This is a genomic window from Gemmobacter lanyuensis, assembly GCF_014652355.1.
GTDB lineage: Bacteria > Pseudomonadota > Alphaproteobacteria > Rhodobacterales > Rhodobacteraceae > Gemmobacter > Gemmobacter lanyuensis.
In genome coordinates this window covers 105,297-131,659 of the sequence record NZ_BMYQ01000001.1, presented here as the reverse complement: position 1 = coordinate 131,659, position 26,363 = coordinate 105,297, and the positions used below count along the sequence as shown (strand labels likewise).

The 26,363-nt window shown below is 65.1% G+C and carries 27 protein-coding genes; 22 read left to right on the top strand and 5 right to left on the bottom strand.

Translation table 11 applies throughout. The features are described from left to right. On the bottom strand, window positions 1-390 hold the full coding sequence (locus tag IE101_RS00630; RefSeq protein WP_189631875.1) for a lysozyme inhibitor LprI family protein: 390 nt from the start codon (window positions 388-390) through the stop codon (window positions 1-3). After that, window positions 391-744, bottom strand: a complete 354-nt coding sequence (locus IE101_RS00625; protein WP_189631874.1) for a GFA family protein — start codon at window positions 742-744, stop codon at window positions 391-393. A 102-nt stretch (window positions 745-846) separates the two neighbouring features. On the opposite strand from IE101_RS00625, the gene pyrC reads away from it, so the two are divergent. The 22 genes from pyrC (at window position 847) to IE101_RS00515 (ending at window position 22,417) form a co-directional block, all read left to right on the top strand. Then, a complete protein-coding gene (pyrC, locus tag IE101_RS00620) occupies window positions 847-1,890 on the top strand; it encodes a dihydroorotase (protein ID WP_189631873.1) in 1,044 nt (347 codons plus the stop codon). 72 nt (window positions 1,891-1,962) lie between these two features. Continuing rightward, window positions 1,963-2,640 carry an orotate phosphoribosyltransferase gene (locus IE101_RS00615; RefSeq protein ID WP_189631872.1) on the top strand — a complete coding sequence of 226 codons (678 nt, stop codon included), beginning with the start codon at window positions 1,963-1,965 and terminating at the stop codon, window positions 2,638-2,640. A gap of 280 nt (window positions 2,641-2,920) precedes the next feature. Beyond that, a complete protein-coding gene (locus IE101_RS00610) occupies window positions 2,921-4,426 on the top strand; it encodes a replicative DNA helicase (protein ID WP_189631871.1) in 1,506 nt (501 codons plus the stop codon). A gap of 69 nt (window positions 4,427-4,495) precedes the next feature. Further along, window positions 4,496-5,173 (top strand): HAD family hydrolase, encoded by a 678-nt coding sequence (locus IE101_RS00605; protein ID WP_189631870.1) that lies wholly within the window; start codon window positions 4,496-4,498, stop codon window positions 5,171-5,173. After that, entirely contained in the window at window positions 5,167-6,126 is a 960-nt protein-coding gene (locus tag IE101_RS00600) for a sugar-binding transcriptional regulator (protein WP_189632696.1), read from the top strand. Before IE101_RS00605 ends, IE101_RS00600 begins: the two co-directional genes overlap by 7 nt. Before the next feature lie 105 nt (window positions 6,127-6,231). Further along, the gene (locus IE101_RS00595) at window positions 6,232-7,545 is read left to right on the top strand and encodes an ABC transporter substrate-binding protein (protein ID WP_189631869.1); all 1,314 of its coding nucleotides are present in this window, start codon (window positions 6,232-6,234) and stop codon (window positions 7,543-7,545) included. Window positions 7,546-7,626: 81 nt separating this feature from the next. Continuing rightward, window positions 7,627-8,499 carry a carbohydrate ABC transporter permease gene (locus IE101_RS00590; RefSeq protein ID WP_189631868.1) on the top strand — a complete coding sequence of 291 codons (873 nt, stop codon included), beginning with the start codon at window positions 7,627-7,629 and terminating at the stop codon, window positions 8,497-8,499. A gap of 3 nt (window positions 8,500-8,502) precedes the next feature. Next, window positions 8,503-9,333, top strand: coding sequence for a carbohydrate ABC transporter permease (locus IE101_RS00585; RefSeq protein WP_189631867.1), 831 nt, complete (start codon window positions 8,503-8,505; stop codon window positions 9,331-9,333). Window positions 9,334-9,341: 8 nt separating this feature from the next. Beyond that, a complete protein-coding gene (locus IE101_RS00580; RefSeq protein ID WP_189631866.1) occupies window positions 9,342-10,340 on the top strand; it encodes an ABC transporter ATP-binding protein in 999 nt (332 codons plus the stop codon). Then, window positions 10,337-11,107, top strand: coding sequence for an L-iditol 2-dehydrogenase (locus IE101_RS00575; protein WP_189631865.1), 771 nt, complete (start codon window positions 10,337-10,339; stop codon window positions 11,105-11,107). The genes IE101_RS00580 and IE101_RS00575 overlap by 4 nt, the downstream gene beginning before the upstream one ends. A gap of 1 nt (window position 11,108) precedes the next feature. Further along, the gene (locus tag IE101_RS00570) at window positions 11,109-12,542 is read left to right on the top strand and encodes a mannitol dehydrogenase family protein (protein WP_189631864.1); all 1,434 of its coding nucleotides are present in this window, start codon (window positions 11,109-11,111) and stop codon (window positions 12,540-12,542) included. A 177-nt stretch (window positions 12,543-12,719) separates the two neighbouring features. Beyond that, a complete protein-coding gene (gene alr, locus IE101_RS00565; RefSeq protein WP_189631863.1) occupies window positions 12,720-13,781 on the top strand; it encodes an alanine racemase in 1,062 nt (353 codons plus the stop codon). A 52-nt stretch (window positions 13,782-13,833) separates the two neighbouring features. Beyond that, the gene (locus tag IE101_RS00560; RefSeq protein ID WP_373296057.1) at window positions 13,834-14,574 is read left to right on the top strand and encodes an MlaE family ABC transporter permease; all 741 of its coding nucleotides are present in this window, start codon (window positions 13,834-13,836) and stop codon (window positions 14,572-14,574) included. Then, entirely contained in the window at window positions 14,571-15,317 is a 747-nt protein-coding gene (locus tag IE101_RS00555) for an ABC transporter ATP-binding protein (RefSeq protein WP_189631861.1), read from the top strand. Before IE101_RS00560 ends, IE101_RS00555 begins: the two co-directional genes overlap by 4 nt. A 181-nt stretch (window positions 15,318-15,498) precedes the next feature. Continuing rightward, on the top strand, window positions 15,499-16,227 hold the full coding sequence (locus IE101_RS00550; RefSeq protein WP_189631860.1) for a DNA repair protein: 729 nt from the start codon (window positions 15,499-15,501) through the stop codon (window positions 16,225-16,227). Window positions 16,228-16,253: 26 nt separating this feature from the next. After that, on the top strand, window positions 16,254-16,670 hold the full coding sequence (locus IE101_RS00545; protein ID WP_189631859.1) for a paraquat-inducible protein A: 417 nt from the start codon (window positions 16,254-16,256) through the stop codon (window positions 16,668-16,670). Beyond that, on the top strand, window positions 16,667-17,644 hold the full coding sequence (locus IE101_RS00540) for an LLM class flavin-dependent oxidoreductase (protein WP_189631858.1): 978 nt from the start codon (window positions 16,667-16,669) through the stop codon (window positions 17,642-17,644). The genes IE101_RS00545 and IE101_RS00540 overlap by 4 nt, the downstream gene beginning before the upstream one ends. Window positions 17,645-17,650: 6 nt before the next feature. Next, window positions 17,651-19,006: a DNA repair protein RadA gene (gene radA, locus IE101_RS00535; protein ID WP_189631857.1), complete on the top strand. Its 1,356-nt coding sequence runs from the start codon at window positions 17,651-17,653 to the stop codon at window positions 19,004-19,006. A gap of 17 nt (window positions 19,007-19,023) precedes the next feature. Continuing rightward, on the top strand, window positions 19,024-19,620 hold the full coding sequence (locus IE101_RS00530; RefSeq protein WP_189631856.1) for a CvpA family protein: 597 nt from the start codon (window positions 19,024-19,026) through the stop codon (window positions 19,618-19,620). A gap of 98 nt (window positions 19,621-19,718) precedes the next feature. Then, on the top strand, window positions 19,719-21,194 hold the full coding sequence (gene purF / locus IE101_RS00525) for an amidophosphoribosyltransferase (RefSeq protein ID WP_189631855.1): 1,476 nt from the start codon (window positions 19,719-19,721) through the stop codon (window positions 21,192-21,194). Window positions 21,195-21,287: 93 nt separating this feature from the next. Then, a complete protein-coding gene (locus IE101_RS00520; RefSeq protein WP_189631854.1) occupies window positions 21,288-21,725 on the top strand; it encodes an iron chaperone in 438 nt (145 codons plus the stop codon). A 32-nt stretch (window positions 21,726-21,757) separates the two neighbouring features. Further along, the gene (locus IE101_RS00515; RefSeq protein WP_189631853.1) at window positions 21,758-22,417 is read left to right on the top strand and encodes an SDR family oxidoreductase; all 660 of its coding nucleotides are present in this window, start codon (window positions 21,758-21,760) and stop codon (window positions 22,415-22,417) included. A gap of 8 nt (window positions 22,418-22,425) precedes the next feature. Here the strand turns inward: IE101_RS00515 and IE101_RS00510 are convergent, their stop codons facing one another. The 3 genes from IE101_RS00510 to IE101_RS00500 are packed head-to-tail and all read right to left on the bottom strand — an operon-like array spanning window position 22,426 to window position 26,313. Further along, a complete protein-coding gene (locus IE101_RS00510) occupies window positions 22,426-23,322 on the bottom strand; it encodes an NAD(P)-dependent oxidoreductase (protein WP_189631852.1) in 897 nt (298 codons plus the stop codon). Further along, window positions 23,322-24,755 (bottom strand): aldehyde dehydrogenase family protein, encoded by a 1,434-nt coding sequence (locus IE101_RS00505; RefSeq protein ID WP_189631851.1) that lies wholly within the window; start codon window positions 24,753-24,755, stop codon window positions 23,322-23,324. Before IE101_RS00505 ends, IE101_RS00510 begins: the two co-directional genes overlap by 1 nt. A gap of 4 nt (window positions 24,756-24,759) precedes the next feature. Further along, on the bottom strand, window positions 24,760-26,313 hold the full coding sequence (locus IE101_RS00500) for a trimethylamine methyltransferase family protein (protein ID WP_189631850.1): 1,554 nt from the start codon (window positions 26,311-26,313) through the stop codon (window positions 24,760-24,762). Window positions 26,314-26,363: the final 50 nt, after the last annotated feature.

Below are 26,363 nucleotides of genomic sequence, written 5' to 3'. Positions count from 1 at the left end.
TCATTCGCCGCCTGTCAGCGACCACAACCCCCGTGCCCGCTCGGCCGTCAGATTGGCCATGCATCCATAAACCACCATCGGTTCGGCCGAACCGCCGTGCATGGTATATCCCTCGGCGGCACAGGCCTTGTCCCGGAAGGTGATCCAGGCGCGCTGCGCCTCTTTCAGGTTCTGTTCCGCCCCGCGTTCCGAAGCCGGCAGATCGGCGTCAATCCCGCGCATCATGTCGCGCGCGGCACCATAGGCCGCATTCAGATCGGCATCGGCGGCCTTCCAATCTTGTTCGGCACAATAGGTCATTTCCATCTGCGCCACCGCATTGGCGCAATCGACCTGCGCCCAAAGGGGGGCGGGCACCAGCAGGCAAACGGCAAGAAAAAGGGCCCGCATTCAGAACGACCTCCCATCGACGGCTTGGGCGGTGGCGGCAATGGCGCGGGGGTCCACCCCCTCAAGGCAGTTCACATTGACCGCGACCATTTCGGTTCCATCGGGCATGGCGCCATAGGCAAAGCTTTCGATCCCGCAGGTCTTGCAGAACAGATGCCGGATGGCCATGCGGTTGAACAGGAACTCGGTCAGCGCGCCCTCGCCCGCTTCCAGATCAAAGCCCGCACGAGGCGCAAAGACCAGCACCGAGCCGAGCCTCTGACAGCGCGAGCAATTGCAGACGATCGGGTGATCGAGGCTCGCCTCGACCGTGAAGCGCACCGTGCCGCATTGGCATCCCCCGTGAAAGCGCATCCGAAACCTCCGGTTGTTTTACCCAGCCTAACCGCCCCCGGACCCTGCCCGCCACAGGAAAATCCGCTGGAAGAATCCGTGTCCTTTCGCTAACCGCAGGGCATGACCCAGACCCTCACGCTCCGCCGCCCCGACGATTGGCACCTGCACCTGCGCGATGGCGCGATGCTGCAGGGTGTCCTGCCCGAAACCGCGCGCCATTTCGCCCGCGCGATCGTGATGCCGAACCTCGTGCCGCCGGTCGTGACCGGGGCGCAGGCCGCGGCCTACCGCGACCGCATTCTGGCGGCGATGCCCGAAGGCGCGAGCTTCGAGCCGCTGATGACGCTCTATCTGACCGAGGACACCGACCCCGCCGATGTGCGCGCGGCGGCCGAAAGCGGTCTGGTGAAGGCGGTCAAGCTTTATCCGGCCGGGGCCACCACCAACAGCCATTCGGGCGTGCGCGATTTCGAAAAGGTCCGCGCCGTGCTGGAAACCATGGCCGAAATCGGGCTTCCGATGTGCGTGCATGGCGAAGTCACCACCCATGAGGTCGACATCTTCGACCGCGAGGCCGTGTTCATCGATACCGTGCTGGACCCGCTGCGCCGCAAGACGCCCGGCCTGCGCGTGGTGATGGAACATATCACCACCGAAGAAGGCGTGGCCTATGCCCGTGCGGGCGGCCCCGATCTGGGCGCCACGATCACGACCCACCACCTGATCATCAACCGCAACCACATGCTGGTGGGCGGGATCAAGCCGCATTACTACTGCCTGCCTGTCGCCAAGCGCGAAAAGCACCGTCTGGCGCTGCGGGCCGCCGCGACCAGTGGCGAGGGGTGCTTCTTCCTTGGCACCGACAGCGCCCCGCATGTGGATGCCCTGAAGGAACATTCCTGCGGCTGCGCGGGCTGTTTCACCGCGACCAATACCATGTCCTGTCTGGCCCATGTCTTCGAAGAGGAAGGCGCGCTGGACCGGCTGGAGGCCTTCACCTCGCGCAATGGTCCCGCCTTCTACCGCCTGCCGGTGAATGAGGCGACGATCCGTCTGGTCAAGCATGAGACGCCCCATGCCTATCCGGACAAGATCCTGACCGAGGCCGGCCCCGTCACCGTCTTCAACCCCGGCTACCCGCTTTACTGGGCGGTCGAAGCCTGAACCCTGCCTTCGGGCGCCCGGCCATGGTTGCCGGGCCGCCCGCACCTGCTGCTGCCGCAAAGGATACCCCGCATGATCCCGACCGCCTTTCCGTCGAAAGAGGAAATCGCCCGCCTGACCGCCCGCGCCCTGCTGGAAATCAAGGCGGTGCATTTCAATGCGCGCGAACCCTTCACGCTTGCCTCGGGCCTGCCCTCGCCCACCTATATCGACTGCCGCAAGCTGATCTCTTATCCGCGCATCCGTTCGGCGCTGATGGATTTCCTCTCGGTCACCGTGATGCGCGAAGCGGGGTTCGAGGCTTTTGACAATATCGCCGGGGGCGAAACCGCGGGCATCCCCTTTGCCGCGCTGGTGGCGGAACGTCTGGCCCTGCCGATGACCTATGTCCGCAAAAAACCCAAGGGCTATGGCCGCAATGCCCGCATTGAAGGCGCGATGACCGAAGGCCAGCGCGTGCTGCTGGTGGAAGACCTGACCACCGACGGCGGGTCGAAACTCTCCTTCGTGGATGCGATCCGCGAAACCGGCGCGACCTGCGGTCACACGGCGGTGATCTTCTACTACGGCATCTTCAAGGACACCGAGGAAAAGCTGGGCGCCCATGGCGTGAAGCTGCATTATCTCTGCACCTGGTGGGACGTGCTGGCCGAGGCCCGCGCCCAGGGCGCCTTCGACGAAGAGACGCTGGCCGGGGTCGAGGCCTTCCTCAATGATCCCCGCGCCTGGCAGGAAGCCCGCAAGGGCTAAGCCCCGGCAGGCGGGCGGAAAACCGCCGCTCTGTTAGACACCTGTGGATAAGGCTGTGGATCGGCGCAGGACAACTCCTGCGCCGAATCGCATATCGTGATAACACTGTTGCTGTGCCTTCAAGATCTGGTGGGCCGCCCTGCCCCCTCTGCCATTACTGGCGGGGCTGACCGGGCGACGCGGATTTATCCCCAGACTGATGCACAGACTTGCCCCGATTGCCCCCGATCGGACAGGCAGGCTAAAGGCAACGTCCAAGAACCGGGGGATGAGGCTGGACATGAACGAAGTCGCAAAGATCCGCAGCGATCTGCCCACCGCAACCGCCCCCGGGACCGAGGCGCTGCCCCATAACATCGAGGCCGAACAGCAGCTGCTGGGCGCAATCCTGACGAACAACGATGTCTATGACCGCATCGCGGCCCTTGTGCGCGCCGAGCATTTCTTTGACCCCGTCCACCAGCGCATCTTTGAAATTGCCGCCGCGCGCATCCAGAAGAACGCGCTGGCCTCGCCCGTCACGCTGAAGGCCTTTCTGGAAGATGACGCCGGTCTGCGCGAACTCGGCGGACCCGCCTATCTGGTGCGTCTGGCCGGGGCCGCGATTTCCGCCTTTGCCGCGCGCGACTATGCCCAGATGATCTATGATCTGGCGGTACGGCGCGAACTGATCGCGCTGGGGCGCGATATTGCCGCCAAGGCCACGCGGGTCGAGGTGTCCTCCGAGCCGCGCGAACAGATCACCGAGGCGGAACAGCGCCTTTACAAACTCGGCGAACAGGGGGTGGCCGAACGCGGCTTCCAATCCTTCCTCAAGGCCGTGACCGAGGCCGTGAACAGCGCCAATGCCGCCTATCAGCGGGGCGGCGGTCTGGCCGGGATCTCGACCGGGCTGGTGGACCTCGACAAGAAGCTGGGGGGGCTGCACCCCTCGGACCTCATTATCCTGGCCGGTCGTCCCTCGATGGGGAAAACCTCGCTCGCCACCAACATCGCCTTCAACGTGGCCAAGGCCTATCGCCGCGGCCGTCTGCCCGATGGCGGCGAAGGGGCGGTGGAAGGCGGCTGTGTCGGGTTCTTCAGCCTCGAGATGAGCGCCGAACAGCTTGCCGCGCGGATCCTCTCCGAAGCCTCCGAGGTGCCCTCGGAACAGATCCGCCGCGGGGACATGACCGAAAACGAATTCCGCCGCTTTGTGGAAGCCGCGAAATCGCTGGAAAGCTGCCCTCTTTACATCGATGACACCCCCGCCCTGCCGATCAGTCAGGTGGCCGCGCGGGCGCGACGCCTGAAACGCACCCACGGCCTTGACGTGCTGATGGTGGACTATCTTCAGCTGCTGAAAGGCACCGGCCGAGGCGAGACGAACCGCGTGCAAGAGGTCTCAGAGATCACCCAAGGCCTCAAGGCCATCGCCAAAGAGCTGAACATCCCCGTCATCGCACTGTCGCAGCTCAGCCGGACGGTCGAAAGCCGCGAGGACAAGCGCCCGCAACTGTCGGACCTGCGCGAATCGGGCTCGATCGAACAGGACGCCGACGTTGTGATGTTCGTCTATCGCGACGAATATTATAAGGAACGGGAAAAGCCGGGCGATCACGAGCTGGAGAAGATGGCCGCCTGGCAGGCGATCATGGAGCAGGTGCATGGCAAGGCCGAGGTCATCATCGGCAAGCAGCGTCACGGGCCCATCGGCTCGGTCGAGCTGTCCTTCGAGGGCAAGTTCACCCGCTTCGGCAACCTTGTGCGCCCCTGGCAAGAGGCGAGCGGCGGCGACGCCTTCTGACGCCCGATGCCGCAGCGCAGCGGCGAGTTTTCTTGTTTCCCCCCGTGCCTTGCCGCTAAAGGGGGAAACATGACCCAAAGCTTTGACCTTGTGATCTTCGACTGTGACGGGGTGCTGATCGACAGCGAGATCATCTCTGCCCGGATGCTGATCCGCGAGCTGGATCGGCTGGGCGTGCATATCGACCTCGATTATGTCGCGCGCCACTTCCTCGGGCGCAGCTACCCCACGGTGATGCAGACGATCCGCACCGAATTTGGGCTGGATCTGCCGCCCGATTTCGAAGACCGCTACCGCGCGCGGCTGCTTGCCGCCTTTGAGACCGAGCTGCAGGTCATGCCCGGGGTGCGGGCGGCGCTGGACGGGCTGGCACTTCCGCGTTGCGTGGCCACGTCCTCCAGCCCCAAACGCGCCGAGATGTCCTTGCAGCTGGTGGGGCTGGGCGATCTGGTCGGGCCGCGGCTCTTCACCGCCTCGATGGTGGCGCGGGGCAAACCTGCGCCAGACCTTTTCCTGCATGCGGCGGCGGCCTGCGGCGTGGCGCCCGACCGCTGCCTGGTGATCGAAGACAGCCTGACCGGCATCCGCGCCGCCCGTGCGGCAGGCATGGCCGTCTGGCGCTTTACCGGTGGCAGCCACATGGCCGGCGGCTGGTTGCCCGAACCGGAAGACGCTCGCCCTGAGCGCCACTTTCACGACTTTAGCAGTTTCCTTGCCTTGCACCCTGATTTCAGAGGCCGATCATGAGCCGTTTTGACCCCGAACCCACCCTTCAGGATGAAGCTGCCCGGGCGGGCTGGCTCTATTACGTCGGGGGCATGACGCAGGATCAGATCGCGGCCGAGATGGGGGTCAGCCGGCAGCGCGCGCAGCGGCTGGTCAGCCGGGCGATGGCCGATGGCCTGATTCAGGTGCGGCTCAATCACCGGATCGGCGCCTGCATGGATCTCGAAGCCGCGCTGCGCGACCGGTTCGGCCTGACGCGCTGCCGCGTGGTGCCGGGGCTTGGCGCCGGGGCAGACCCGGTTCTGGCCATCGGATCGGCCGCCGCGGCCGAGCTGGAGCGCTTTCTGCGGATGCCCGATCCGATGGTGATCGGCTTGGGCACCGGGCGGGCGCTGCGCGGGCTGGTCGAGGGGATGAACCCGATTGATGCCCCGCAGCACCGGCTGGTTTCCCTGATCGGCAATATCGCCCCCGATGGCTCGGCCAGTTTCTTCGACGTGGTCATGCGCATTGCCGACAAGGTCCGCGCCCCCCACTATCCCATGCCCGTCCCGGTGATTTCGCCCACCGTGGCCGAACGCGCGGCCTTTCACGCGCTGGGGCCGGTGCAGCGCGTGCTGGAACTGGCCCGCGCGGCAGATGTGATCTTTGTCGGCGTCGGGCAGATGTCGGATGACGCGCCGCTGCAGACCGACGGCTTTGTCTCCCACGCCGAACTGGCCGAGATGCAGGCCGCCGGTGCCGCCGGAGAGATCGCGGGTTGGGTCTTTGATTCGGACGGCAATTACCTCGATTTCGGTCTGAACCTGCGGACAGGCGGGGTACGGGTGGAACCGGGGCTTGCCCGTCCTGCCATTGGCATTGCTGCGGGCGCAACCAAGGTTCGGGCGATTCGCGGTGCGCTAAAATCGAATATTATCAACGGATTGGTGACTGACATCCCCACGGCCGAAGCGGTCCTGAAGCTCGCCTGACCTTCGCGGTTGCAGCGAATCTGGGGGATTGACGACTCACTCCCAGATATGAGCATTTACCCATCATGCGATGAAATGCTCATTCGCAGTCAGGGAGGAATACTGATGAATCTGTCTCTCCGCGCCGTACTGGGCGCGACCGTGGCGCTGACCCTTGGCGGGGCCGCCATGGCAGAAACCACCATCACCGTGGCGACCGTGAACAACGGCGACATGATCCGCATGCAGGGTCTGATGGACGACTTCTATGCCAAACACCCCGACATCAAGGTCGAGTGGGTGACGCTGGAAGAGAACGTTCTGCGCCAGAAAGTGACCACCGACATCGCCACCAAGGGTGGCCAGTTCGACGTGCTGACCATCGGCACCTACGAAGTTCCGATCTGGGGCAAGCAGGGCTGGCTCGTGTCGCTCAATGACCTGCCCGCCGAATACGACGTGGACGACCTGCTGCCCGCCATCCGCGGCGGTCTGACCGTGGACGGCGAACTCTATGCCGCGCCCTTCTACGGCGAAAGCTCCATGGTCATGTATCGCAAGGACCTGATGGAGAAGGCGGGCCTGACCATGCCCGACGCCCCCACCTGGGACGACATCAAGGCCGCCGCCAAGGCGATGACCGACAAGTCGAACGAAGTCTACGGCATCTGCCTGCGCGGCAAGGCCGGCTGGGGCGAGAACATGGCCTTCCTGTCGGCAATGGCCAACAGCTATGGCGCCAAATGGTTCGACATGGACTGGAAACCCCAGTTTGACGGCGAGGCCTGGAAAGCCACCCTCACCGACTATCTGGACCTGATGACCAACTACGGCCCGCCCGGCGCCTCGAACAACGGCTTCAACGAAAACCTGGCACTGTTCCAGCAGGGCAAATGCGGCATGTGGATCGATGCCACCGTCGCCGCCTCGTTCGTGACCAACCCCAAGGATTCGACCGTGGCCGACAAGGTCGGCTTCGCGCTGGCCCCCGACACCGGCAAGGGCAAGCGCGGCAACTGGCTCTGGGCCTGGTCGCTGGGCATTCCGGCAGGCACGCAGAAGGCCGATGCCGCCAAGGCCTTTGTCGCCTGGGCAACCTCGAAGGAATATCTTGAGGTCGTGGCGTCGAAAGAGGGCTGGGCGAACGTGCCCCCGGGCACCCGCACCTCGCTCTATGAAAACCCGGAATACCAGAAGGTGCCGTTCGCCAAGATGACGCTCGACAGCATCAACTCGGCCGACCCGACCGCCCCCACGGTTGACCCGGTTCCCTATGTCGGCGTGCAATTCGTGGCGATCCCGGAATTCCAGGGCATCGGCACCGCCGTCGGTCAGCAGTTCTCGGCTGCCCTTGCCGGTACGACCTCGCTTGACGATGCGCTGGCTGCGGCACAGCAGCTCACCACCGACGAAATGACCCGGGCCGGTTACATCAAGTAATCGTTCCTCCCAGTGCGGGGCCGGGTTCCCAACCCCCGGCCCCGCCGTCTTTTCCCGCTCCCCTCACAATCAGGACCCGCCATGGCAACCGAACACTCCCGGACGGCTGCGCGCCTCATGGTCTCTCCCGCCGTCATCCTGCTTTTCCTGTGGATGATCGTGCCGCTGGCGATGACAGTCTACTTCAGCTTCCTGCGCTACAACCTGCTCAATCCCGGCATGGAAAGCTGGGCAGGCTTCAGCAATTACACCTATTTCCTCAAACAGGCCGCCTTCTGGGATGCGCTGTGGAATACCCTGACGCTGGTCGTGGGCGTTCTGATCATCACAGTGGTGGGCGGTATCGCGCTGGCACTTCTGCTTGATCAGCCCTTCTTCGGTCAGGGCATCGTGCGGGTCATGGTGATTGCGCCCTTCTTCGTCATGCCGACCGTTTCGGCGCTGGTGTGGAAGAACATGTTCATGAACCCCGTGAACGGCATGTTCGCCCATATCGCCAAGTTCTTCGGGCTTCAGCCCTTTGATTTCCTGTCCCATGCGCCACTGGCCTCGATCATCGTGATCGTCGCCTGGAGCTGGCTGCCCTTCGCCACGCTGATCCTGCTGACCGCGCTGCAAAGCCTGGACCGCGAACAGATGGAAGCGGCCGAGATGGACGGCGCGAACTGGATCAACCGTTTCATCTATCTGACGCTGCCGCATCTGACGCGCTCGATCACGGTGGTCATCCTGATCCAGACGATCTTCCTGCTGTCGGTCTTTGCCGAAATCCTTGTCACCACGAACGGCGGACCGGGCACGGCGTCCACCAACCTGCCTTACCTCGTCTATGCACAGTCGCTGCTGAACTTCGACGTGGGCGGCGGGTCGGCCGGGGGCATCATCGCCGTCATCCTCGCCAATATCGTTGCGATCTTCCTGATGCGGATGATCGGCAAGAACCTGGAGGCCTGAGACATGTCCCGCAAAGTGTCTGCCACCCGCAAGGGCATTGTCACCGCCGCCGCCTGGGCCGTGGGGTTCCTGATCTTCTTCCCGATCCTCTGGATCATCATTCTGGGCTTCAAATCCGAAGGCGATGCCATCAAGGCGCCGCTGGCCGTGTTGACCAGCGCCTGGACGCTCGACAGCTATCACGAGGTGCAGGAACGGTCGAACTACGCGCTGCATTTCTGGAACTCGGTCATCCTCTCGGTCGGCTCGACGCTGGTAGCGCTGGCCATCGCGATCCCGGCGGCCTGGGCCATGGCCTTCGTGCCGGGCAAGCGCACCAAGGATCTGCTGATGTGGATGCTGTCGACCAAGATGATGCCCGCCGTGGGCGTTCTGGTGCCGATGTATCTGATGTTCCGCGATTTCGGCCTGCTCGACAGCCGCATCGGCCTCGTGGGCGTGCTGACCATGATCAACCTGCCGATCGTGATCTGGATGCTCTACACCTATTTCAAGGAAATCCCCGGTGAGATCCTTGAGGCCGCGCGGATGGACGGGGCCGGTCTCAAGGCCGAGATCCTTTACATCCTCACCCCGATGGCCGTGCCGGGCATCGCCTCGACGCTGCTGCTCAATATCATCCTCGCCTGGAACGAGGCCTTCTGGACGCTGCAGCTCACCACCTCGCAGGCGGCGCCGCTGACCCAGTTCATCGCCAGCTATTCGTCACCCGAAGGCCTGTTCTACGCCAAACTCTCGGCGGCGAGCACCATGGCCATCGCCCCCATCCTGATCCTTGGCTGGTTCAGTCAGAAACAACTCGTCCGCGGCCTGACCTTCGGCGCGGTGAAGTGAGGTAACTCATGGGACAAATCACCCTTTCCTCGGTCACGAAAGTCTTTGGCGACGTGACCGTCATTCCCCCGCTGGACCTGACCATCAACGATGGCGAATTCGTGGTCTTCGTCGGCCCGTCGGGGTGCGGCAAATCCACCCTGCTGCGACTGATCGCGGGGCTTGAGGATACGTCCTCGGGCAAGATCCTGATCGACGGGCAGGATGCCACCGATGCCGCCCCCGCCAAGCGCGGTCTGGCGATGGTGTTCCAGAGCTATGCTCTGTATCCGCATATGTCGGTGCGCAAGAACATTGCCTTCCCGCTGAAAATGGCCGGGGCAAGCGTCGAGGAACAGAACCGCAAGGTGGAAAACGCCGCGCGCATCCTGAACCTCTCCAGCTATCTGGAGCGGCGTCCGGGGCAGCTTTCGGGCGGGCAGCGGCAGCGCGTGGCCATCGGCCGGGCGATCGTGCGCGAACCGGCGGCCTTCCTGTTTGACGAACCGCTCTCGAACCTCGATGCCGCGCTGCGTGTGACCATGCGGCAGGAAATCAGCGAGCTGCACCAGAACCTCAAGACCACGATGATCTATGTGACCCATGATCAGGTCGAGGCGATGACCATGGCCGACAAGATCGTCGTGCTGAATGCGGGCCGGATCGAACAGGTGGGCAGTCCGCTGGAGCTGTATCGCAACCCGCAGAACCTGTTCGTGGCGGGCTTCATCGGCAGCCCGAAGATGAATTTCATCACCGGGGCCGAAGCGGCCAAGCATGATTGCGCCACGCTGGGCGTGCGTCCCGAGCATCTGGACGTGGTCGAAGGCGGGCCGTGGCAAGGCGTTGTGGGCATTGCCGAACATCTGGGATCGGACACTTTCCTGCGGGTCCATGTCGAAGGGATCGGCGATCTGACGGTGCGTGTGTCGGGCGAGATGGGCCTGCACCACGGCGACCGCGTCAGCCTCGCGCCGCAGGCGGGCAAGCTTTATCGCTTTGACGCTAACGGAAAGGCCATCGCATGAGACTGCAGGGGAAAACCGCTCTCATCACCGGGGCTGCTCGCGGGATCGGGCTTGAATTCGCCCGCGCCTATATCGCCGAAGGCGCAACCGTGGCGCTGGCCGATATCAATGCCGAGGCCGTGGCCGCGGCGGCAGCCAGCCTTGGCCCGCAGGCCGTGGCCATCCAGATGGATGTGACCCGGCAGGATAGCATCGAGGCAGGCTTTGCCCAAGCCATTGAAAAAATGGGGAAGCTGGACATTCTGGTGAACAATGCCGCGCTGTTCAGCGCGGCCCCCATCGTCGAAATCACCCGCAGCGATTACGACCGCCTCTTTGCGGTCAATGTGGCGGGGACGCTTTTCTGCCTGCAGGCGGCAGCGCGGCACATGATCGACCGTGGCGAAGGCGGCAAGATCATCAATATGGCCAGCCAGGCCGGGCGGCGCGGCGAAAGCCTTGTGGGCGTCTATTGCGCCACCAAGGCCGCTGTCATCAGCCTCACGCAAAGCGCGGGGCTGAACCTGATCCCGCACCGCATCAATGTGAATGCCATCGCGCCCGGCGTGGTCGAGGGCGAACATTGGGACGGGGTCGATGCCTTCTTCGCCAAATATGAAAACCGCCCCTTGGGGGAAAAGAAGCGCATCGTCGGGCAATCTGTGCCCTTCGGCCGGATGGGCACTGCCCAGGACCTGACAGGCATGGCGATCTTCCTTGCGACCGATGAGGCCGAATACATCTGCGCCCAGACCTTCGGGGTCGATGGCGGGAACTGGATGGCATGACATGACCGTGCAAACACCCCAATATGACCGCAGCGCCCTGACCGCAGGCATCGTCCATATCGGCCTTGGCAATTTTCACCGCGCCCATATGGCGGTCTATCTGGATGACCTGTTCGCCCTTGGCGAAGGCCATGACTGGGCCATCATCGGCGCCGGTGTCCGGCCCGGCGACGCGCTGATGCGCGATGCGCTGCGCGCGCAGGACTGCCTTTCCACCGTGATCGAGCTTGACCCCGCGGGCAAGACCTGCCGCCGCGTGGGCAGCATGATCGATTTCCTGCCCGTGGAACCCGGCAATGCCAGCCTGATTGCGGCCATGAGCAGGGCAGAGATCCGCATCGTCTCGCTCACCGTGACGGAGGGGGGGTATTTCATCAATGCAGCCACCGGGCAGTTTGACCCGGCGGCGCCGGAAATCCGCGCCGATGCCGCAAACCCGGATGTGCCCGAAACGGCCTTTGGCGCCATCGTCAAGGCGCTGAAGAACCGCCGCGCGGCGGGGATCGCGCCCTTCACCGTCATGTGCTGCGACAACCTGCCGGGGAATGGCCATGTCACCCATGCGGCGGTGTCGGGCCTTGCGCGGCTGTCGGACCCGGAACTGGCCGACTGGATTGATGCCCATGTGGCCTTCCCCAATGCCATGGTGGACCGCATCACCCCCGCCACCGGCCCGCGCGAACGCGCCATGGCGGCAAGCTTCGGTCTGGCAGATGATCCCGTGCCGGTGACCTGTGAACCCTTCCGCCAGTGGGTGGTCGAGGACAACTTCCCAGCGGGCCGTCCCGCGCTGGAAAAGGTGGGCGTCACCTTCAGCGATCAGGTCCATGCCTATGAGATGATGAAGATCCGCATCCTGAACGGCGGGCATGCGATCATCGCCTATCCCGGCGGGCTGATGGACATCGAATATGTGCATGAGGCCATGGCCCATCCGCTGATTTCGGCCTTCCTCGACAAGGTCGAGCGGGAAGAGGTCATCCCCTATGTGCCACCGGTCCCCAATACCGACATCGGCGCCTATTACGATCTGATCCGGTCGCGCTTTTCCAACCCGGAGGTGGCCGATACCGAACGCAGGCTCTGCCTTGACGGGTCGAACCGGCAGCCGAAGTTCATCATCCCGTCGATCCGCGATGCGCTGGCGGCGGGGCAATCGGCGCGGGGACTCGCGCTGGAATCGGCGCTCTGGTGCCGCTATTGTGCGGGCACCAGCGATGCAGGCACCCCCATCGCCCCCAATGATCCGAACTGGGCGGCGCTGACCACGCTGGCGCAAGCGGCCAAGGCGGAACCGCAGCTTTGGCTGAACCAGCGCACCATCTATGGCGATCTGGCCGATCATGCGGGCTTTGCCGCCGAATTTGCGGGCTGGCTCAACATGCTCTGGGCGGACGGCACCGCTGCCACCCTGCGTCACTATCTGGGGCAGTGATCGCACGGGGCCGCGCCCCCCGAAGAGGCGCGCCCCTACCCCTGCCCCCGACCCGCCCGGTCGGGGGCTTCTTTTTTGCGCCCATTCCCGCGCCATCGGCCCCCTCGCCCATCACGCGGGCGCGACGGGCCGCCATTTCCCCTTGACCTTCGCGCAGTCCCTGTCAAAACCGCAGCCATGGCAACCGCGACCCTGACGATCGACCTTGATGCCATCGCCGCCAACTGGCGCGCCTTGGACCGGATGAGTGACCCGACCACGCAGACCGCTGCCGTGGTCAAGGCCGATGCCTATGGGCTCGGCTCCAAACGCGTCGTGCGCGCGCTGGCCGAGGCTGGCGCCCGCCGTTTCTTTGTGGCCGTGGCCGAGGAAGGCGCCGCCGTGCGGCAGGCGCTGGGGCCGGGACCGCAGATCAATGTGCTGGGCGGCCATATGGCCGGGGATACCGAGATGATCCATGATCTGGATCTGACCCCCATGCTCAATTCCGTCGAACAGATCACCCGGCATCTGGAAAGCCTGCCGGGCCATCCTTTCGGCATCCAGCTGGATACCGGCATGAACCGACTGGGGCTTGAAGCCCCGGAATGGGAGGCCGTGGCCCCCCTGGTGCTGGAACAGGGCCCCGAACTGGTGATGAGCCATCTGGCCTGCGCCGATGAACCCGACCACCCGATGAACGCGGCCCAGCTTGCGGAATTCCATGCCATGACCGATGGCATCGGCGTGCCGCGCAGCCTCGCGGCCACCGGGGGCATCCTGCTGGGGCCGGAATTTCATTTTGAGCTGACCCGCCCCGGCGTGGGTCTTTACGGCGGCCGCCCGCATGGCGATGCGCGCCCGGTGGTGGGCCTTGCCCTGCCGATCATTCAGGTGCGCGAAATAGCACCGGGCGAGATCGTGGGCTATTCCTGCGGCTATACCGCCACGCAGCCCCGGCTGATCGCCACGGTTGCCGCAGGCTATGCCGACGGTCTGACGCGGCGCTATTCCAATCAGGCGACGCTTTGGGATGGCGACGTGCCCTGCCCCATCGTGGGCCGCGTTTCGATGGATCTGATCACCGTCGATGTCAGCCACCTGCACAACCTGCCGCGCACGCTGGATATTCTGGGGCCGATGCAGGGCGTCGATGATCTGGCCGATATCGCCGGGACCATCGGTTATGAGGTTCTGACCTCGCTCGGCCATCGTTACACGCGGCGCTACGTCTCTGCCGCGACGCATGGTCAAGTCTGAAGGGGCATTGGCGTTGAGCATCCTCTCTCCGGTGGCGGCGCTGGGGCGCTTTATGCTCGGGCTTCTGGCAAGTCTGGGCCGCATCGCGCTTTTCGCAGCCGAGGTCGTCAGCCATATGCTGCGCCCGCCCTTCTACCCGCGCGAATTCCTGCATGCGCTGATGCAGATAGGGTGGTTTTCGCTTCCCGTGGTGGGGATGACCGCACTGTTCACCGGCGGCGCGCTGGCGTTGCAGATCTATGCCGGCGGCCAGCGTTTCAGTGCCGAGGCGGTGGTGCCCGCCATTGTCGCCATCGGCATGGCGCGCGAACTGGGCCCGGTGCTGGGCGGCCTGATGGTGGCGGCGCGCGTGGCCTCATCCATCGCCGCCGAACTGGGCACCATGAAAGTGACCGAACAGATTGACGCGCTGGTCACGCTTTCAACCAACCCGTTGAAATATCTTGCCGTTCCCCGCGTTCTGGCTGCCACGCTTGCCGTGCCGGTGCTGGTTGCGGTGGGCGACAGCATCGGGATCATGGGGGGCTGGCTGGTCGGTGTGCAGCGGCTCGATTTCAACTCGGCCGCCTATATCAAGAACACGGTCGATTTTCTGGAAATGTGGGATGTGACCTCGGGCCTGCTCAAGGGTGCGGCCTTCGGATTTCTGGTCGCGCTCATGGGGTGCTATCACGGCATGAATTCGGGGCGCGGCGCGCAGGGCGTCGGCAAGGCCACGAAATCGGCGGTCGTCTCGGCCTCGGTCCTGATCTTTGCGGCCAACTATCTGCTGACGGAGCTGTTCTTCTCATGATCGAGCTCAGCGGCGTGCATAAGACCTTCGGGGCGAACCAGGTGCTGTGCGGGGTCGATCTGACCATCGCCAAGGGCACCTCGATGGTGATCATCGGGGGGTCGGGCACCGGCAAATCGGTGCTGCTGAAATGCATCCTGGGCCTTGTCACCCCGGATCAGGGCCGCATCACGCTGGACGGGCAGGATGTGACCACGGGCGACCGCGACGCCTTTCTGGCGCGGTTCGGGATGCTGTTTCAGGGTGGCGCGCTGTTCGACAGCCTCCGCATCTGGGAAAACGTGGCCTTCCGCCTGATGCGCGGCGCGTTGAAGCGCCCCAAGGCCGAAGCGCGCGAACTCGCCATCGAAAAGCTACGCCGGGTGGGGCTTGGCCCCCATGTCGCCGACCAGTTCCCGGCCGAGCTTTCGGGCGGCATGCAAAAGCGCGTCAGCCTCGCCCGCGCGATCGCGGCCGAGCCGGAGATCATCTTTTTCGACGAGCCGACCACCGGGCTGGACCCGATCATGTCGGGCGTCATCAACGATCTGATCCGCGAAATTGTGACCGAAATGGGCGCAACCGCCATGACGATCACGCATGACATGTCCTCGGTCCGGGCGATCGCCGACAATGTCGCCATGCTGCACGGCGGCAAGGTGCGGTGGACAGGCCCCGTCACTGAAATGGACGCCACGACAGACCCTTACGTGCAGCAGTTCATCCACGGTCGCGCCGAAGGCCCCATCGAATCACTGCGCTGATTCCGTTTCGTCCGCCGCGACAATGCGGGGGACGACGGTAGGATTATTCTGTCCAAACCCAATTGTGGCAAAATTGTGTTGCAGTGTCCCCCGCACTGCGGAAATGCTGGCCCATGTCTTGAGGTGCCGCATGTTTCACAATGGTCCGAGTCTTTTTCAAAATGCCCGCCAATGGGGCGCCATGCTCGCGTTATGGGCGATTTCAACTCTTGCGGCAGCAATGTGCGTCGCCTCGGCCATGGCGGCACTGGGGCAGATTCCCTGGCCCAGCCTGCCGGTCAATTGGGGCAATGACGCCTGGCCCGATGCGGGGATGTGGGTGCAGGTCGGCCTGACGCTGCTGCTGCTCTGCCTGTGCTTCTTTCTGCCCGCCAATGCGCGGATGGCGCGGCTGGAACGCAGCCACCGGTCATTCCAGATCGGGATGGAGGATGTGAAGCGCGCCTATGCACTGGCCCATGCTGCGGACCGTACCGGGGTTTTCACCCTCTCGTCCGAATTTGAATCGGTGCGCCAAAGGATGGACCTGCTCCGCCGCCACCCCGATCTGTCCGAGCTTGAACCCGAATTGCTGGAGCTGGCCGCGCAGATGAGCTTTCAGTCGCGTGACCTTGCCCGTGCCTATTCCGACGAAAAGGTGCAGCGCGCGCGCGAATTTCTGCGGGCACGGCAGTCGGAGGCCGATCAGCTGGCCGAACGGATCCGCCTCGCCCGCATGACCAGCGATGAGCTGCGCCGCTGGCTGACCGATGTCGAAGCCGAGGAACGCCGCAATCTTTCGCAGATCCGGCGGCTTGAGGCCGATCTGCGCGAAATCCTGCCCGCTTTGGGCTATGCATTCGAAGACCCGCGCGATGCCAATGCGCTGCCCCTTGCGCTGCATGGCCCCAAGGGCGACGGCTTGCACTGACAGGCGCTAGGCCCCATGGTGGCGCGATGTCGCGCGCCTTGAACCTTGTCCTTCTTGTGCTGTTTCCGCTGGCCTGGTTCGCACCTTTGTTGCGGGCCGGGGTGTTGCCGATCTTTGGCCTGTCGGAAATCTCGGTCCTGTCGGGGCTGCAATCGCTCTGGTCGGTGGATGCACCGCTGGCGCTTGTGGTGACGACCTGCGCGATCTTTGCGCCGCTGCTCAAGGTGCTGGGGCGGGCCTTGCGGGATTTCGACCTGCTTGACCCGCGGGCCGAACCGGCGCTGGCCATACTCGGCAAGCTTGCGATGGCCGATATCTTCCTGATCGCGCTTTATGTCGTGATCGTGAAGGGGGTTGGCCTTGCCACGGTCGAGGTGGCATGGGGAACTTACCTCTTCACCGCCCTGACCCTGATCTCGATTTTGACTGGCCGCACCCGATGACACGTCCCCCCCTGTCCCTGCTGGATCTGACCCGCGTGCGCGAGGATCGGGGCCCTGCCCAGGCGCTGCAGAATGCCCGCGCGATTGCCCAGCATGTCGAGGGGCTTGGTTTTCACCGCTACTGGGTGGCCGAGCATCACAATATGGTGGGCGTGGCCTCGGCCGCGACGCCGGTGGTGATTGCCCATGTCGCGGGCGGGACCACGCGCATCCGTGTCGGCGCCGGGGGGGTGATGCTGCCCAACCACGCGCCCTATGTGGTGGCCGAACAATTCGGCACGCTGGCGCAGCTGCACCCCGGCCGGATCGACCTTGGCCTTGGACGCGCGCCGGGCACCGATGGCGCCACGCTGATCCGCGCGCTGCGGCGCGATCCGCACGGGGCCGAACATTTCCCGCAGGACGTGGTTGAGCTGATGGGCTGGTTTGCGCCCGAAAACACCCTTGGCATCACCGCCGTTCCTGCCGCGGGCAGCGATGTGGAATTCATCATCCTCGGCTCGTCACATTTCGGGGCGATGCTGGCGGCCGAACTGGGCCTGCCCTATGGCTTTGCCTCGCATTTCGCGCCCGGCGCTTTGCATGAGGCGCTGCATCTCTATCGCGCGCAGTACAAACCCTCGCTCCGCGGTCGTGATCCGCATGCGATGGTCGCGGTCAATGTGATCTGTGCGGAAACCGAGGATGAGGCACGCCACCTGTTCACCACCATGCAGCAGGGTTTCTTGGGGCTGATCCGGGGCAACCGGCGCTATTCCATGCCCCCCGGCCCGGTGGATTGGGCGCCACGCGAAGAGGCGCAGGTCATGGCGATGCTGGGCTGCCATGTCGTCGGCACCCCCAATCAGGTCCGGGCGGGGTTGGAGCGGATCGTGGCCGAAACCCGCGCCGATGAGCTGATCCTTGTCACCGACACCTGGGATTTCGAGGCGCGCAAACGCTCGCTCACCCTGACAGCCGAAGCTTGGGGCTAACAGACCATGGCAAAGATCAGCACCAGCTATTCCTGCACCGCCTGCGGGGCCGTCCACAAGAAATGGGCCGGCAAATGCGATGCCTGCGGCGCCTGGAATTCGATCATCGAAGAGGCGCCCCTGTCAGCCGGTCCCAAACCCACCGCCAAGGGCCGCACCATTCCGCTGACCGATCTGGCCACCGAAGAGGCCCCGCCCCCCCGCGCCTCCTCGGGGATCGGAGAGCTGGACCGCGTGCTGGGCGGTGGCCTCGTTCCCGCCTCGGCCATTCTGGTGGGCGGCGATCCAGGCATCGGGAAATCGACGCTGCTCTTGCAGGCGGCGGCAAGTTTTGCCCGCAACGGACTGAAATGCCTCTATATTTCGGGCGAAGAGGCCGCGGCGCAGGTGCGGATGCGCGCCCAACGGCTTGGCCTGCAACAGGCCCCCGTGGGCCTTGGCGCCGAAACCAACCTGCGCGACATCCTGACCACTCTGGATGCCGAACGCCCGCAACTGGCCATCATAGACTCGATCCAGACCATGTGGCTCGACAATGTCGAAAGCGCGCCGGGATCGGTCAGCCAGGTCCGCGCCGCCGCGCATGAGCTGGTGAATTTCGCCAAGCGGCGCGGGGTGGCGGTGGTCATCGTGGGCCATGTCACCAAAGAGGGCGCTATCGCAGGCCCGCGCGTGCTGGAACATATGGTCGATACTGTCCTTTACTTCGAGGGCGAACGCGGCCACCAGTTCCGCATCCTGCGCGCGGTTAAGAACCGCTTCGGTCCGGCGGATGAAATCGGCGTCTTCGAAATGACCGGCGACGGCCTATCCGAGGTGCTGAACCCCTCGGCCCTGTTCCTGTCGGATCGCGAGGCCGCAACCCCCGGATCCGCCGTCTTTGCCGGGATCGAAGGCACCCGCCCGGTTCTGACCGAAATTCAGGCTCTGGTTGCGCCCTCAAATCTGGGGACACCGCGGCGCACGGTCGTCGGGCTCGACTCGGGGCGGCTTTCCACCATCCTTGCGGTGCTTGAGGCACGCTGCGGCATCCCCTTCACCGGGCTCGATGTCTTTCTGAACGTCGCAGGCGGCATGCGCGTCAATGAACCTGCCGCTGATCTGGCGGTGGCGGCGGCGCTGCTCAGCGCGCGCGAGGATGTGGCAATTCCGCCAGACATGGTGCTTTTCGGGGAAATCTCGCTCTCTGGTGCACTGCGCCCGGTCGGGCAGACCGAAAACAGGTTGAAAGAAGCCGCGAAACTTGGTTTTTCACAGGCCACATTGCCCGCCCGCTCGAAGGCGGGACAGGCAGAGGGTATGCGTCTGCGCGACATGGCCGATCTCACGGCCTTCGTGGGCGAGATGTTCGGGGCCGGCTGACCCCGGGGGAGTAGGACATGGAAGGTTTCACCATCATCGACGGCGTGGTCGCCGGGGTCATCGTCTTGTCGGCGATCCTGGCCTATTCGCGCGGTCTGATCCGGGAAAGCATGGCGATCGCGGGCTGGGTGGGGGCTGCGGTCCTGGCCTATGTCTTTGCCCCGCAGGCACAACCTCTGGTCAAGGAAATCCCCATGCTGGGCGATTTCATTGGCGACAGCTGCGAACTGTCGATCATCGCGGCCTTCGCCGCCGTCTTCGCCGCAGGTCTGGTGGTGGCGGCGCTCTTCACGCCGCTGCTGTCCACCTGGGTCAACCAGTCGGTGCTGGGCGGTCTTGATCAGGCGCTCGGCTTCCTGTTCGGCGTGGCGCGCGGGGTCGTTCTGGTGGCGGTGGCCTTCGTCGTCTATGATAAGGCGGTGACCAGCAGCGCCGTGCCCATGGTGGAAAACTCGCGCTCGGCCAAGGTTTTTGCCTCGTTCCAGGGCAATATCGACGAACAAATCCCCGAAGACGCCCCCGGCTGGATCGTGCAGCAATATGAAGGCCTCGTGTCGGTCTGCGCCGCACCCGCCACCCCGGCCACGCCCGAGGCGCCCGCCACCAACGGCTGACAGATCGGTGACCCGCCCCGGCGCTTCGGGGCGTGACACTCCGCCGCTCAGGCGCTAAAGGGGGGCCAATCGCCCCCCTTCGGATTCGGAGAGAGCCCATGCGCCACGTCCCCGGCACCCCCTTTGACGCCCTCCAAGACGGGGACAAACTCAAGGAGGAGTGCGGCGTCTTCGGCGTGATCGGCGTTGCCGACGCCGCAAACTTCGTGGCCCTCGGCCTGCACGCCCTGCAACACCGCGGGCAAGAGGCGGGCGGCATCGTCACCTATGACCCGGAACAGGGTTTCAACTCGGCCCGCCGCTTCGGCTATGTGCGCGACAACTTCACCCGTGCCGATGTCATGGCGACCCTGCCCGGCAGCCTCGGCATCGGCCATGTGCGCTATTCGACCGCCGGCTCGAAAGGCGCCACCGCCATCCGCGACGTGCAGCCCTTCTTCGGGGAATTCGCCATGGGCGGCGCGGCCATCGCGCATAACGGCAACCTCACCAATGCCGCCGCCCTGCGCCGCGAACTTATTGAGCGCGGCTCGATCTTCCAATCCTCCTCCGACAGCGAATGCATCATCCATCTGATGGCGCGCTCGATCCAGACCTCGATCGCGGAACGCATCAAGGATGCGCTGCGCCGGGTCGAAGGCGCCTTCTCGATCGTCGCCATGACCCGCACCAAGCTCATCGGGGTCCGCGATGCCCATGGCGTGCGTCCGCTGGTTCTGGGCCGTCTGGGTGATTCCGGCTGGTGCCTCTCGTCCGAAACCTGCGCGCTCGATATCGTCGGCGCCGAATTCGTACGCGAGATCGACCCCGGTGAGATGGTGGTGATCGAAGGCAACAAGGTCATTTCGACCCGCCCCTTCACCCCCGCCCAATCGCGCTTCTGCATCTTCGAACAGGTCTATTTCTCGCGCCCCGACAGCATCCTCGGCGGCCGCTCGGTCTATGAAACCCGCCGTCAGATCGGCGTGGAACTGGCCAAGGAAGCCCCGGTTGACGCCGATCTCGTCTGCCCCGTGCCCGACAGCGGCACCCCGGCGGCCATCGGCTACAGCCAGCAATCGGGCATCCCCTATGCGATGGGGATTATCCGCAACCAGTATATGGGCCGGACCTTCATCGAGCCGACCGAACAGATCCGCAACATGGGCGTTCGGCTCAAGCTGAACGTGAACCGCGCCCTCATCCAGGGCAAACGCGTGATCCTGGTGGATGACTCGGTCGTGCGCGGCACCACCTCGCGCAAGATCAAGGACATGATCCTTGATGCCGGCGCCGCCGAGGTGCATTTCCGCATCGCATCGCCGCCGACGGCCTGGCCCTGCTTCTATGGGGTCGATACGCCGGAACGCTCCAAACTCCTCGCCGCGACCATGACCGAGGATGAGATGCGCGACTGGATCGGGGTGGACAGCCTCAAATTCATCTCGCTCGATGGCCTTTACCGCGCGGCGGGCGAATCCGCCGGCCGCGACCCGAAGGCACCGCGCTTCTGCGATGCCTGCTTCTCGGGTGAATACCCGGTAGCCCCCTCGGACAAGCTGGCCGAAGGCTTCGAAATGAAGGTCGCCGAATAAGCGCCTGACCGACCCACACCTTTGAACGCCCCGGTTGCGCCAAGGCTGCCGGGGCTTCATGCTGTTCGGGCCCCCGCAACCCAGGCCCCTGCCATGTCGCCCCCCGTCGACCTCTATCTCGCCGCCCTGCCCGAAGATCAGCGCCGCGCCCTGACCGCATTGCGCGCAACCCTTGCCGACCTCCTCCCCGACTGCACCGAGGTGATGTCCTACGCCATGCCCGGCTTCCGCCAACCGGGGCCAAGGGGGCGCATGGTGGTGGGCTTTGCGGCCTTCCGCCACCATCTCGGCCTCTACCCCCATTCCGGCACCATCCTTCCGCACCTCGCCACTGAAACCGCGGGCTGGAAGACCTCGAAAAGCGGCATCCTCTTCACCCCCGCCACGCCCCTGCCGCGCGCGCTCCTCCAGCGCATCCTCAGTCTCCGCCTGCAGGAAATCGCGGCAAAGGGCCGCGAGCAAGCACCCTTGCGCCTTTCCCGTTGCTCAAATATCCCACGGGGGTCCGGGGGTGTGAACCCCCCGGCCTGATCCGCCCATTCCGTCGCGCAAGGACTGCCTCCATGACCCACCGCATCGCACTCGTGACCGGCGCCTCGCGCGGACTTGGCTTCGCCATGGCCGAAACCCTCGCGGCGCGGGGCTGGCATGTGGTGGCGCTGGCCCGCACCGTGGGCGGGCTCGAGGAACTCGATGACCGCGTGAAGGCCAAGAAACAGCCCGGCGCGGGCGAGCTCACGCTGGCGCCGATGGACATCACCAATGATGATGCCATGGCGCATCTCTGCCGCTCGATCCATGATCGCTGGGGCAAACTCGACCTCTGGGTCCATGCCGCGATCCACGCAGCCCCCCTCGCCCCGGCGAATTTCCTCGACAAGAAGGATTGGGACAAATCGGTCGCAACCAACCTGCGCGCAACCGGCATCCTGATCCCGATGATCGCACCGCTGCTGCAGGCGTCCGAAGGGGCGACTGCGATGTTCTTCAACGATCCGCGCGGCGGCAACATGTATTTCGGCGCCTATGGCGCGACCAAGGCAGGCCAGATCGCGCTGGCGCAAAGCTGGCAGGCCGAAGGCGCCAAGATCGGCCCGCGCGTGCTGATCGAAACGCCCGCCCCGATGGCCACCGCCACCCGCGCGCGCTTCTTCCCCGGCGAAGATCGCGCCCCCCTCGCCGATATCCACGCCGAGGCCGCGCGTCTCGTCGCCCTGATCTGAGCGCCGCCTTACAGCCGGTCCGGGAACCCCTCGGACCGCAGCGGCGTCTGCAACAGATCCTCCAGCAGCTTGACGACCTGGGTAGAGGGCGCGTCCCCCCCAAAAGCCGCGCGCCCGCGCACAAAGGCCTGTTGCACCTGCGCCGCCAGATCCAGCGGCACCCCGGCCTCGCGCGCGAATTCCAGCGCAAAGCCCAGATCGCGCAGCGCGAAATCCATGGTGAAGCGCCCGTCATAGCTGCCGTTCAGGATCAGCTGGGCCTCATTCTCATGCACGAAACTGTTCCCGGCCGAAGCGCCGATCGCCTCATAGACCGTCCGCAGGTCCAGCCCGCCGCGGCTTGCCAGCATCAGCGCCTCGCCTTCCGCCAGCAGATGCACGAAGGCCAGCATGTTCGAGATGACCTTCATCACCGCAGCCGCCCCCAGCGGACCGATATGGATCAGCCGCCCGCCCATCGCCTGCAACGCCGGGCGATGCAGCGCCAGAAGATCGACCTCTCCTCCCAGAAAGATCGTGATCTCGCCCCGCGCCGCCAGATGCACGCCCCCCGTGACCGGCGCCTCGAGCATCCGCACGCCCTGATCGCTGGCGAAATGCGCCAGCCGCAGCACGTCATCGCGGCCCAGCGTGGAACATTCGATCCAGTTCGCCCCCTCGGGCAAAAACGGCAGCAGCTGCGCCAGAACGGCTTCGCTGGCATGGGGGTCGGGCAGGCAGGTAAAGACGTGATCCACCTGCCCCGCCAGATCGACCAGCGATGCGGCGACCACAGCCCCCATCGCGCCGTGGCGGCGGCTGGCATCGGGCTTGCGGTCATAGACCACCACGTCGAACCCGGCGCGGATCAGGCTCGCCGCCAGATGCCCGCCCATATTGCCAAGCCCGACAAACCCGTAGCGCATCACTCTCCTCCGTATCCGATCAGTGCCTTGACCTCGCAGAAATCATGAATGCCCCAATCCGCATATTCCCGTCCATTGCCTGACTGCTTGTAACCGCCAAATGGGGCAAAAGTGTCCCAGTCGGGTCCGTTCAGGTTCACCTGCCCCGCCCGCAAGCGGCGGCCCACGGCGCGGGCCAGATCGCGCGGCCCCTGCACATAGGCGGCAAGGCCATAGGGCGTATCATTGGCGATGCGGATCGCCTCTTCCACATCATCATAGGCCAGAATCGACAGGACCGGGCCAAAAATCTCGTCCCGGGCGATAGTCATATCATTGGTGACATGGCAAAAGATCGTCGGGCGCACATACCAGCCCTGCGGGGCGCCCTCGGGGCGGCCAAGCCCGCCGCACACCAGGGTCGCGCCCTCTTCGATACCCCGCGCGATCAGCGCCTGCACCTTGTCGAACTGCAGCCCCGACACCAGCGGCCCCATGGTCGTGGCCGGATCGGTGGTATCACCGATGACCACCTCGGCGGCCACACGCGCGGCAATCGCCAGCACCTCATCCATGCGGGCGCGTTCCACCAGCATCCGCGTCGGCGCATCGCAGCTTTGCCCTGTATTCCCGAAGCAGCCCTCGACGCCCGCGCGCACCGCCACCTCAAGATCCACACCCGGCAGCAGGATATTGGCGGATTTCCCGCCCAGCTCCTGCGCCACCCGCTTCACCGTGGGCGCTGCCGCCTGCGCGACCTGCACGCCGGCGCGGGTCGATCCGGTAAAGCTCACCATATCCACCTCGGGATGCGCGGACAGATGCGCCCCCACCTCGGGGCCGGTCCCATGCACCAGGTTGAACACCCCCCGCGGCACCCCCGCCTCATGGCAGACCTCGGCAAAGAGCGTCCCCGACAACGGCGCAATCTCGGACGGTTTCAGCACCATGGTGCAGCCCGCCACCAGCGCCGGGGCCACCTTGCAGGCGATCTGGTTCATGGGCCAGTTCCAGGGCGTGATCAGCGCGCAGACCCCGATCCCCTCGCGCACAAGGCGGGTCGAGCCGCGCATCTCCTCCCAGACCATGCGCTCGGCCGCGATCAGCGTGCTTTCCAGATGCACCTGCCCCGCCCAGACCTGCGCCTCGCGCGCCCAGGTGATGGGCGCCCCCATCTCAAGGCGCATGGCTTCGGCAAAATCCTCCGACCGGCGCTGATAAATCTCCAGCACCCGCGCAAGCAGCGCGATCCGCTCGGCCACGGGCCAGCGCGCATAATCGTCAAAGGCCGCCCGCGCCGCCGCCACCGCGCGGTCCGCATCGGCCGGGCTACCCAAGGCCACCTCGGCGATGATCGCGCCCGTGGCGGGGTTTTCCACCCCCAGACGGTCCGCAGTGATCGGTTCGACCCATTGGCCGTCGATATAGAACTTGCTCAGGGTCTGGGGGATCATCGGCTCACCGGAAGTGGATGTTGAAACGCGCCCGGATCGCGGCATCGACGGCAGGGTCGATACAGCACCCGGCCTTGGCCAGGATCTCATTCTTGCGCGCGATGGCCCGGTCAAGCAACTGCGGCTTGCGCGCCTCGGCCCATTCCTTGGGCGACATCCGGTTGCCCACGACCGGATAGATGTATTCCGTCTGCATCAGTCCCAGCGTCTGGGTCGATCCCAGATAATGGCCGGGGCCGCCCAGACAGACCTCTTTCATCGCGTCCAGACTGGTCGAATCCGGCGTCACATCAATGCCCCGCACACAGCGCAACACCTGCCCCAGAATGTCGTCCCCCAGCACGAGGCTCTCCATGCAGAACCCCAGCAGCGACGCATGCATCCCCACCGCCTCGTAGCACATGTTCAGCCCCGAAAGCCCGGCCAGCACATTGGTGATCGCCTGCTCCCACCCCGCCTGCATATCGGGCAGCTTGCTGTCGGTGATCCCGCTCGCCGCCCCCCCCGGCAGGTCGTAGAAGCGGTGCATCTGCGCGCACCCCGCCGTCAGAAGCGCCTGCTCCGCACTGCCGCCCGACATGGCCCCGGTGCGCAGATCGCTCACGAAGGGCCAGGTGCCAAAGATCGCGGGCGCCCCCGGCCGGATGGCATTGACATAGACCACCCCGGCCAGACATTCCGCCACCGCCTGCACGATGGCCAGCGCAATGGGTGCCGGCGCCGTCGCCCCCGCCTGCCCCGCCGATAGCAGCAGAACCGGCATGCCGCGCCGCACGCAATCCTCCATCACCCGGCAGGATTCCTCGGCAAATTTCATCGGCGGCACGACGAAGCAGTTGGAATTGCTCACGAAAGGCCGCGCGCGCCAGGCTTCTTCGCTCCCCGCCACCGCATGCAACAGATCGAAACACCCCGCCACATGCGACGGATCACTGAAAGAGGTGCCCACATGCTTGGTCGTCCCCGACAGACAGGCATAAAGCGTGTTCACATCCATATCGTAATTGTCGACCACATCGCGGCAGACCATGGTGCGCTGATAGAAATGCACATTGTCCAGATGCTGCACCAACCGCGCCGCATCATACAAATCCTGCGCCGTGCTATCGCGATACTCCAGCGTGACCGGGTCCACCACATGCACCGCCGCCCCCGCGGTGCCGAAATGCACATTGCTCCCCCTCAGATGCAGATCATGCTTCGGATCGCGGGCAAACAGCGTGATCCCCCGCGCGGCCTTCGCCAGCATGTCCTCGACCAGCGCGCGCGGAAACCGGATGCGCCCATCCGCGCCCAGCACCGCCCCCGCCCCGGTCAGGATCTCCCCCCCCGAAGGCGGCGCATTGGCCAGCCCGATCTCCTCCAGCGCATCCAGCGCCGCCGCATGGATCTGCGCCTCCCCCGCCGCGGTCAGGGGCCGGTATTGCCCCCCCGGCATCCCGGCCCGCACCGGCCGCAAGGCCTCTGCCAGGGGGGCGGCCCGCTCGGCCACCCGCGCCGTGCGCCCGCCGCTCCGCCGTGCCCGCGCCGGGGCGCAGCCTTCCATCGCCTCATCCATGATAGGCCTCCCTGTCTTTTCTGTCTCTAAATATCCCGGGGGTCCGGGGG

Excerpts from the sequence above, each read along its gene's own strand:
- IE101_RS00630 (WP_189631875.1), bottom strand. The coding sequence starts at position 390 with ATGCGGGCCCTTTTTCTTGCCGTTTGCCTGCTGGTGCCCGCCCCCCTT.
- IE101_RS00625 (WP_189631874.1), bottom strand. The coding sequence starts at position 744 with ATGCGCTTTCACGGGGGATGCCAATGCGGCACGGTGCGCTTCACGGTC.
- pyrC (WP_189631873.1), top strand. The coding sequence starts at position 847 with ATGACCCAGACCCTCACGCTCCGCCGCCCCGACGATTGGCACCTGCAC.
- IE101_RS00615 (WP_189631872.1), top strand. The coding sequence starts at position 1,963 with ATGATCCCGACCGCCTTTCCGTCGAAAGAGGAAATCGCCCGCCTGACC.
- IE101_RS00610 (WP_189631871.1), top strand. The coding sequence starts at position 2,921 with ATGAACGAAGTCGCAAAGATCCGCAGCGATCTGCCCACCGCAACCGCC.
- IE101_RS00605 (WP_189631870.1), top strand. The coding sequence starts at position 4,496 with ATGACCCAAAGCTTTGACCTTGTGATCTTCGACTGTGACGGGGTGCTG.
- IE101_RS00595 (WP_189631869.1), top strand. The coding sequence starts at position 6,232 with ATGAATCTGTCTCTCCGCGCCGTACTGGGCGCGACCGTGGCGCTGACC.
- IE101_RS00590 (WP_189631868.1), top strand. The coding sequence starts at position 7,627 with ATGGCAACCGAACACTCCCGGACGGCTGCGCGCCTCATGGTCTCTCCC.
- IE101_RS00585 (WP_189631867.1), top strand. The coding sequence starts at position 8,503 with ATGTCCCGCAAAGTGTCTGCCACCCGCAAGGGCATTGTCACCGCCGCC.
- IE101_RS00580 (WP_189631866.1), top strand. The coding sequence starts at position 9,342 with ATGGGACAAATCACCCTTTCCTCGGTCACGAAAGTCTTTGGCGACGTG.
- IE101_RS00575 (WP_189631865.1), top strand. The coding sequence starts at position 10,337 with ATGAGACTGCAGGGGAAAACCGCTCTCATCACCGGGGCTGCTCGCGGG.
- IE101_RS00570 (WP_189631864.1), top strand. The coding sequence starts at position 11,109 with ATGACCGTGCAAACACCCCAATATGACCGCAGCGCCCTGACCGCAGGC.
- alr (WP_189631863.1), top strand. The coding sequence starts at position 12,720 with ATGGCAACCGCGACCCTGACGATCGACCTTGATGCCATCGCCGCCAAC.
- IE101_RS00560 (WP_373296057.1), top strand. The coding sequence starts at position 13,834 with ATGCTCGGGCTTCTGGCAAGTCTGGGCCGCATCGCGCTTTTCGCAGCC.
- IE101_RS00555 (WP_189631861.1), top strand. The coding sequence starts at position 14,571 with ATGATCGAGCTCAGCGGCGTGCATAAGACCTTCGGGGCGAACCAGGTG.
- IE101_RS00550 (WP_189631860.1), top strand. The coding sequence starts at position 15,499 with ATGCTCGCGTTATGGGCGATTTCAACTCTTGCGGCAGCAATGTGCGTC.
- IE101_RS00545 (WP_189631859.1), top strand. The coding sequence starts at position 16,254 with ATGTCGCGCGCCTTGAACCTTGTCCTTCTTGTGCTGTTTCCGCTGGCC.
- IE101_RS00540 (WP_189631858.1), top strand. The coding sequence starts at position 16,667 with ATGACACGTCCCCCCCTGTCCCTGCTGGATCTGACCCGCGTGCGCGAG.
- radA (WP_189631857.1), top strand. The coding sequence starts at position 17,651 with ATGGCAAAGATCAGCACCAGCTATTCCTGCACCGCCTGCGGGGCCGTC.
- IE101_RS00530 (WP_189631856.1), top strand. The coding sequence starts at position 19,024 with ATGGAAGGTTTCACCATCATCGACGGCGTGGTCGCCGGGGTCATCGTC.
- purF (WP_189631855.1), top strand. The coding sequence starts at position 19,719 with ATGCGCCACGTCCCCGGCACCCCCTTTGACGCCCTCCAAGACGGGGAC.
- IE101_RS00520 (WP_189631854.1), top strand. The coding sequence starts at position 21,288 with ATGTCGCCCCCCGTCGACCTCTATCTCGCCGCCCTGCCCGAAGATCAG.
- IE101_RS00515 (WP_189631853.1), top strand. The coding sequence starts at position 21,758 with ATGACCCACCGCATCGCACTCGTGACCGGCGCCTCGCGCGGACTTGGC.
- IE101_RS00510 (WP_189631852.1), bottom strand. The coding sequence starts at position 23,322 with ATGCGCTACGGGTTTGTCGGGCTTGGCAATATGGGCGGGCATCTGGCG.
- IE101_RS00505 (WP_189631851.1), bottom strand. The coding sequence starts at position 24,755 with ATGATCCCCCAGACCCTGAGCAAGTTCTATATCGACGGCCAATGGGTC.
- IE101_RS00500 (WP_189631850.1), bottom strand. The coding sequence starts at position 26,313 with ATGGATGAGGCGATGGAAGGCTGCGCCCCGGCGCGGGCACGGCGGAGC.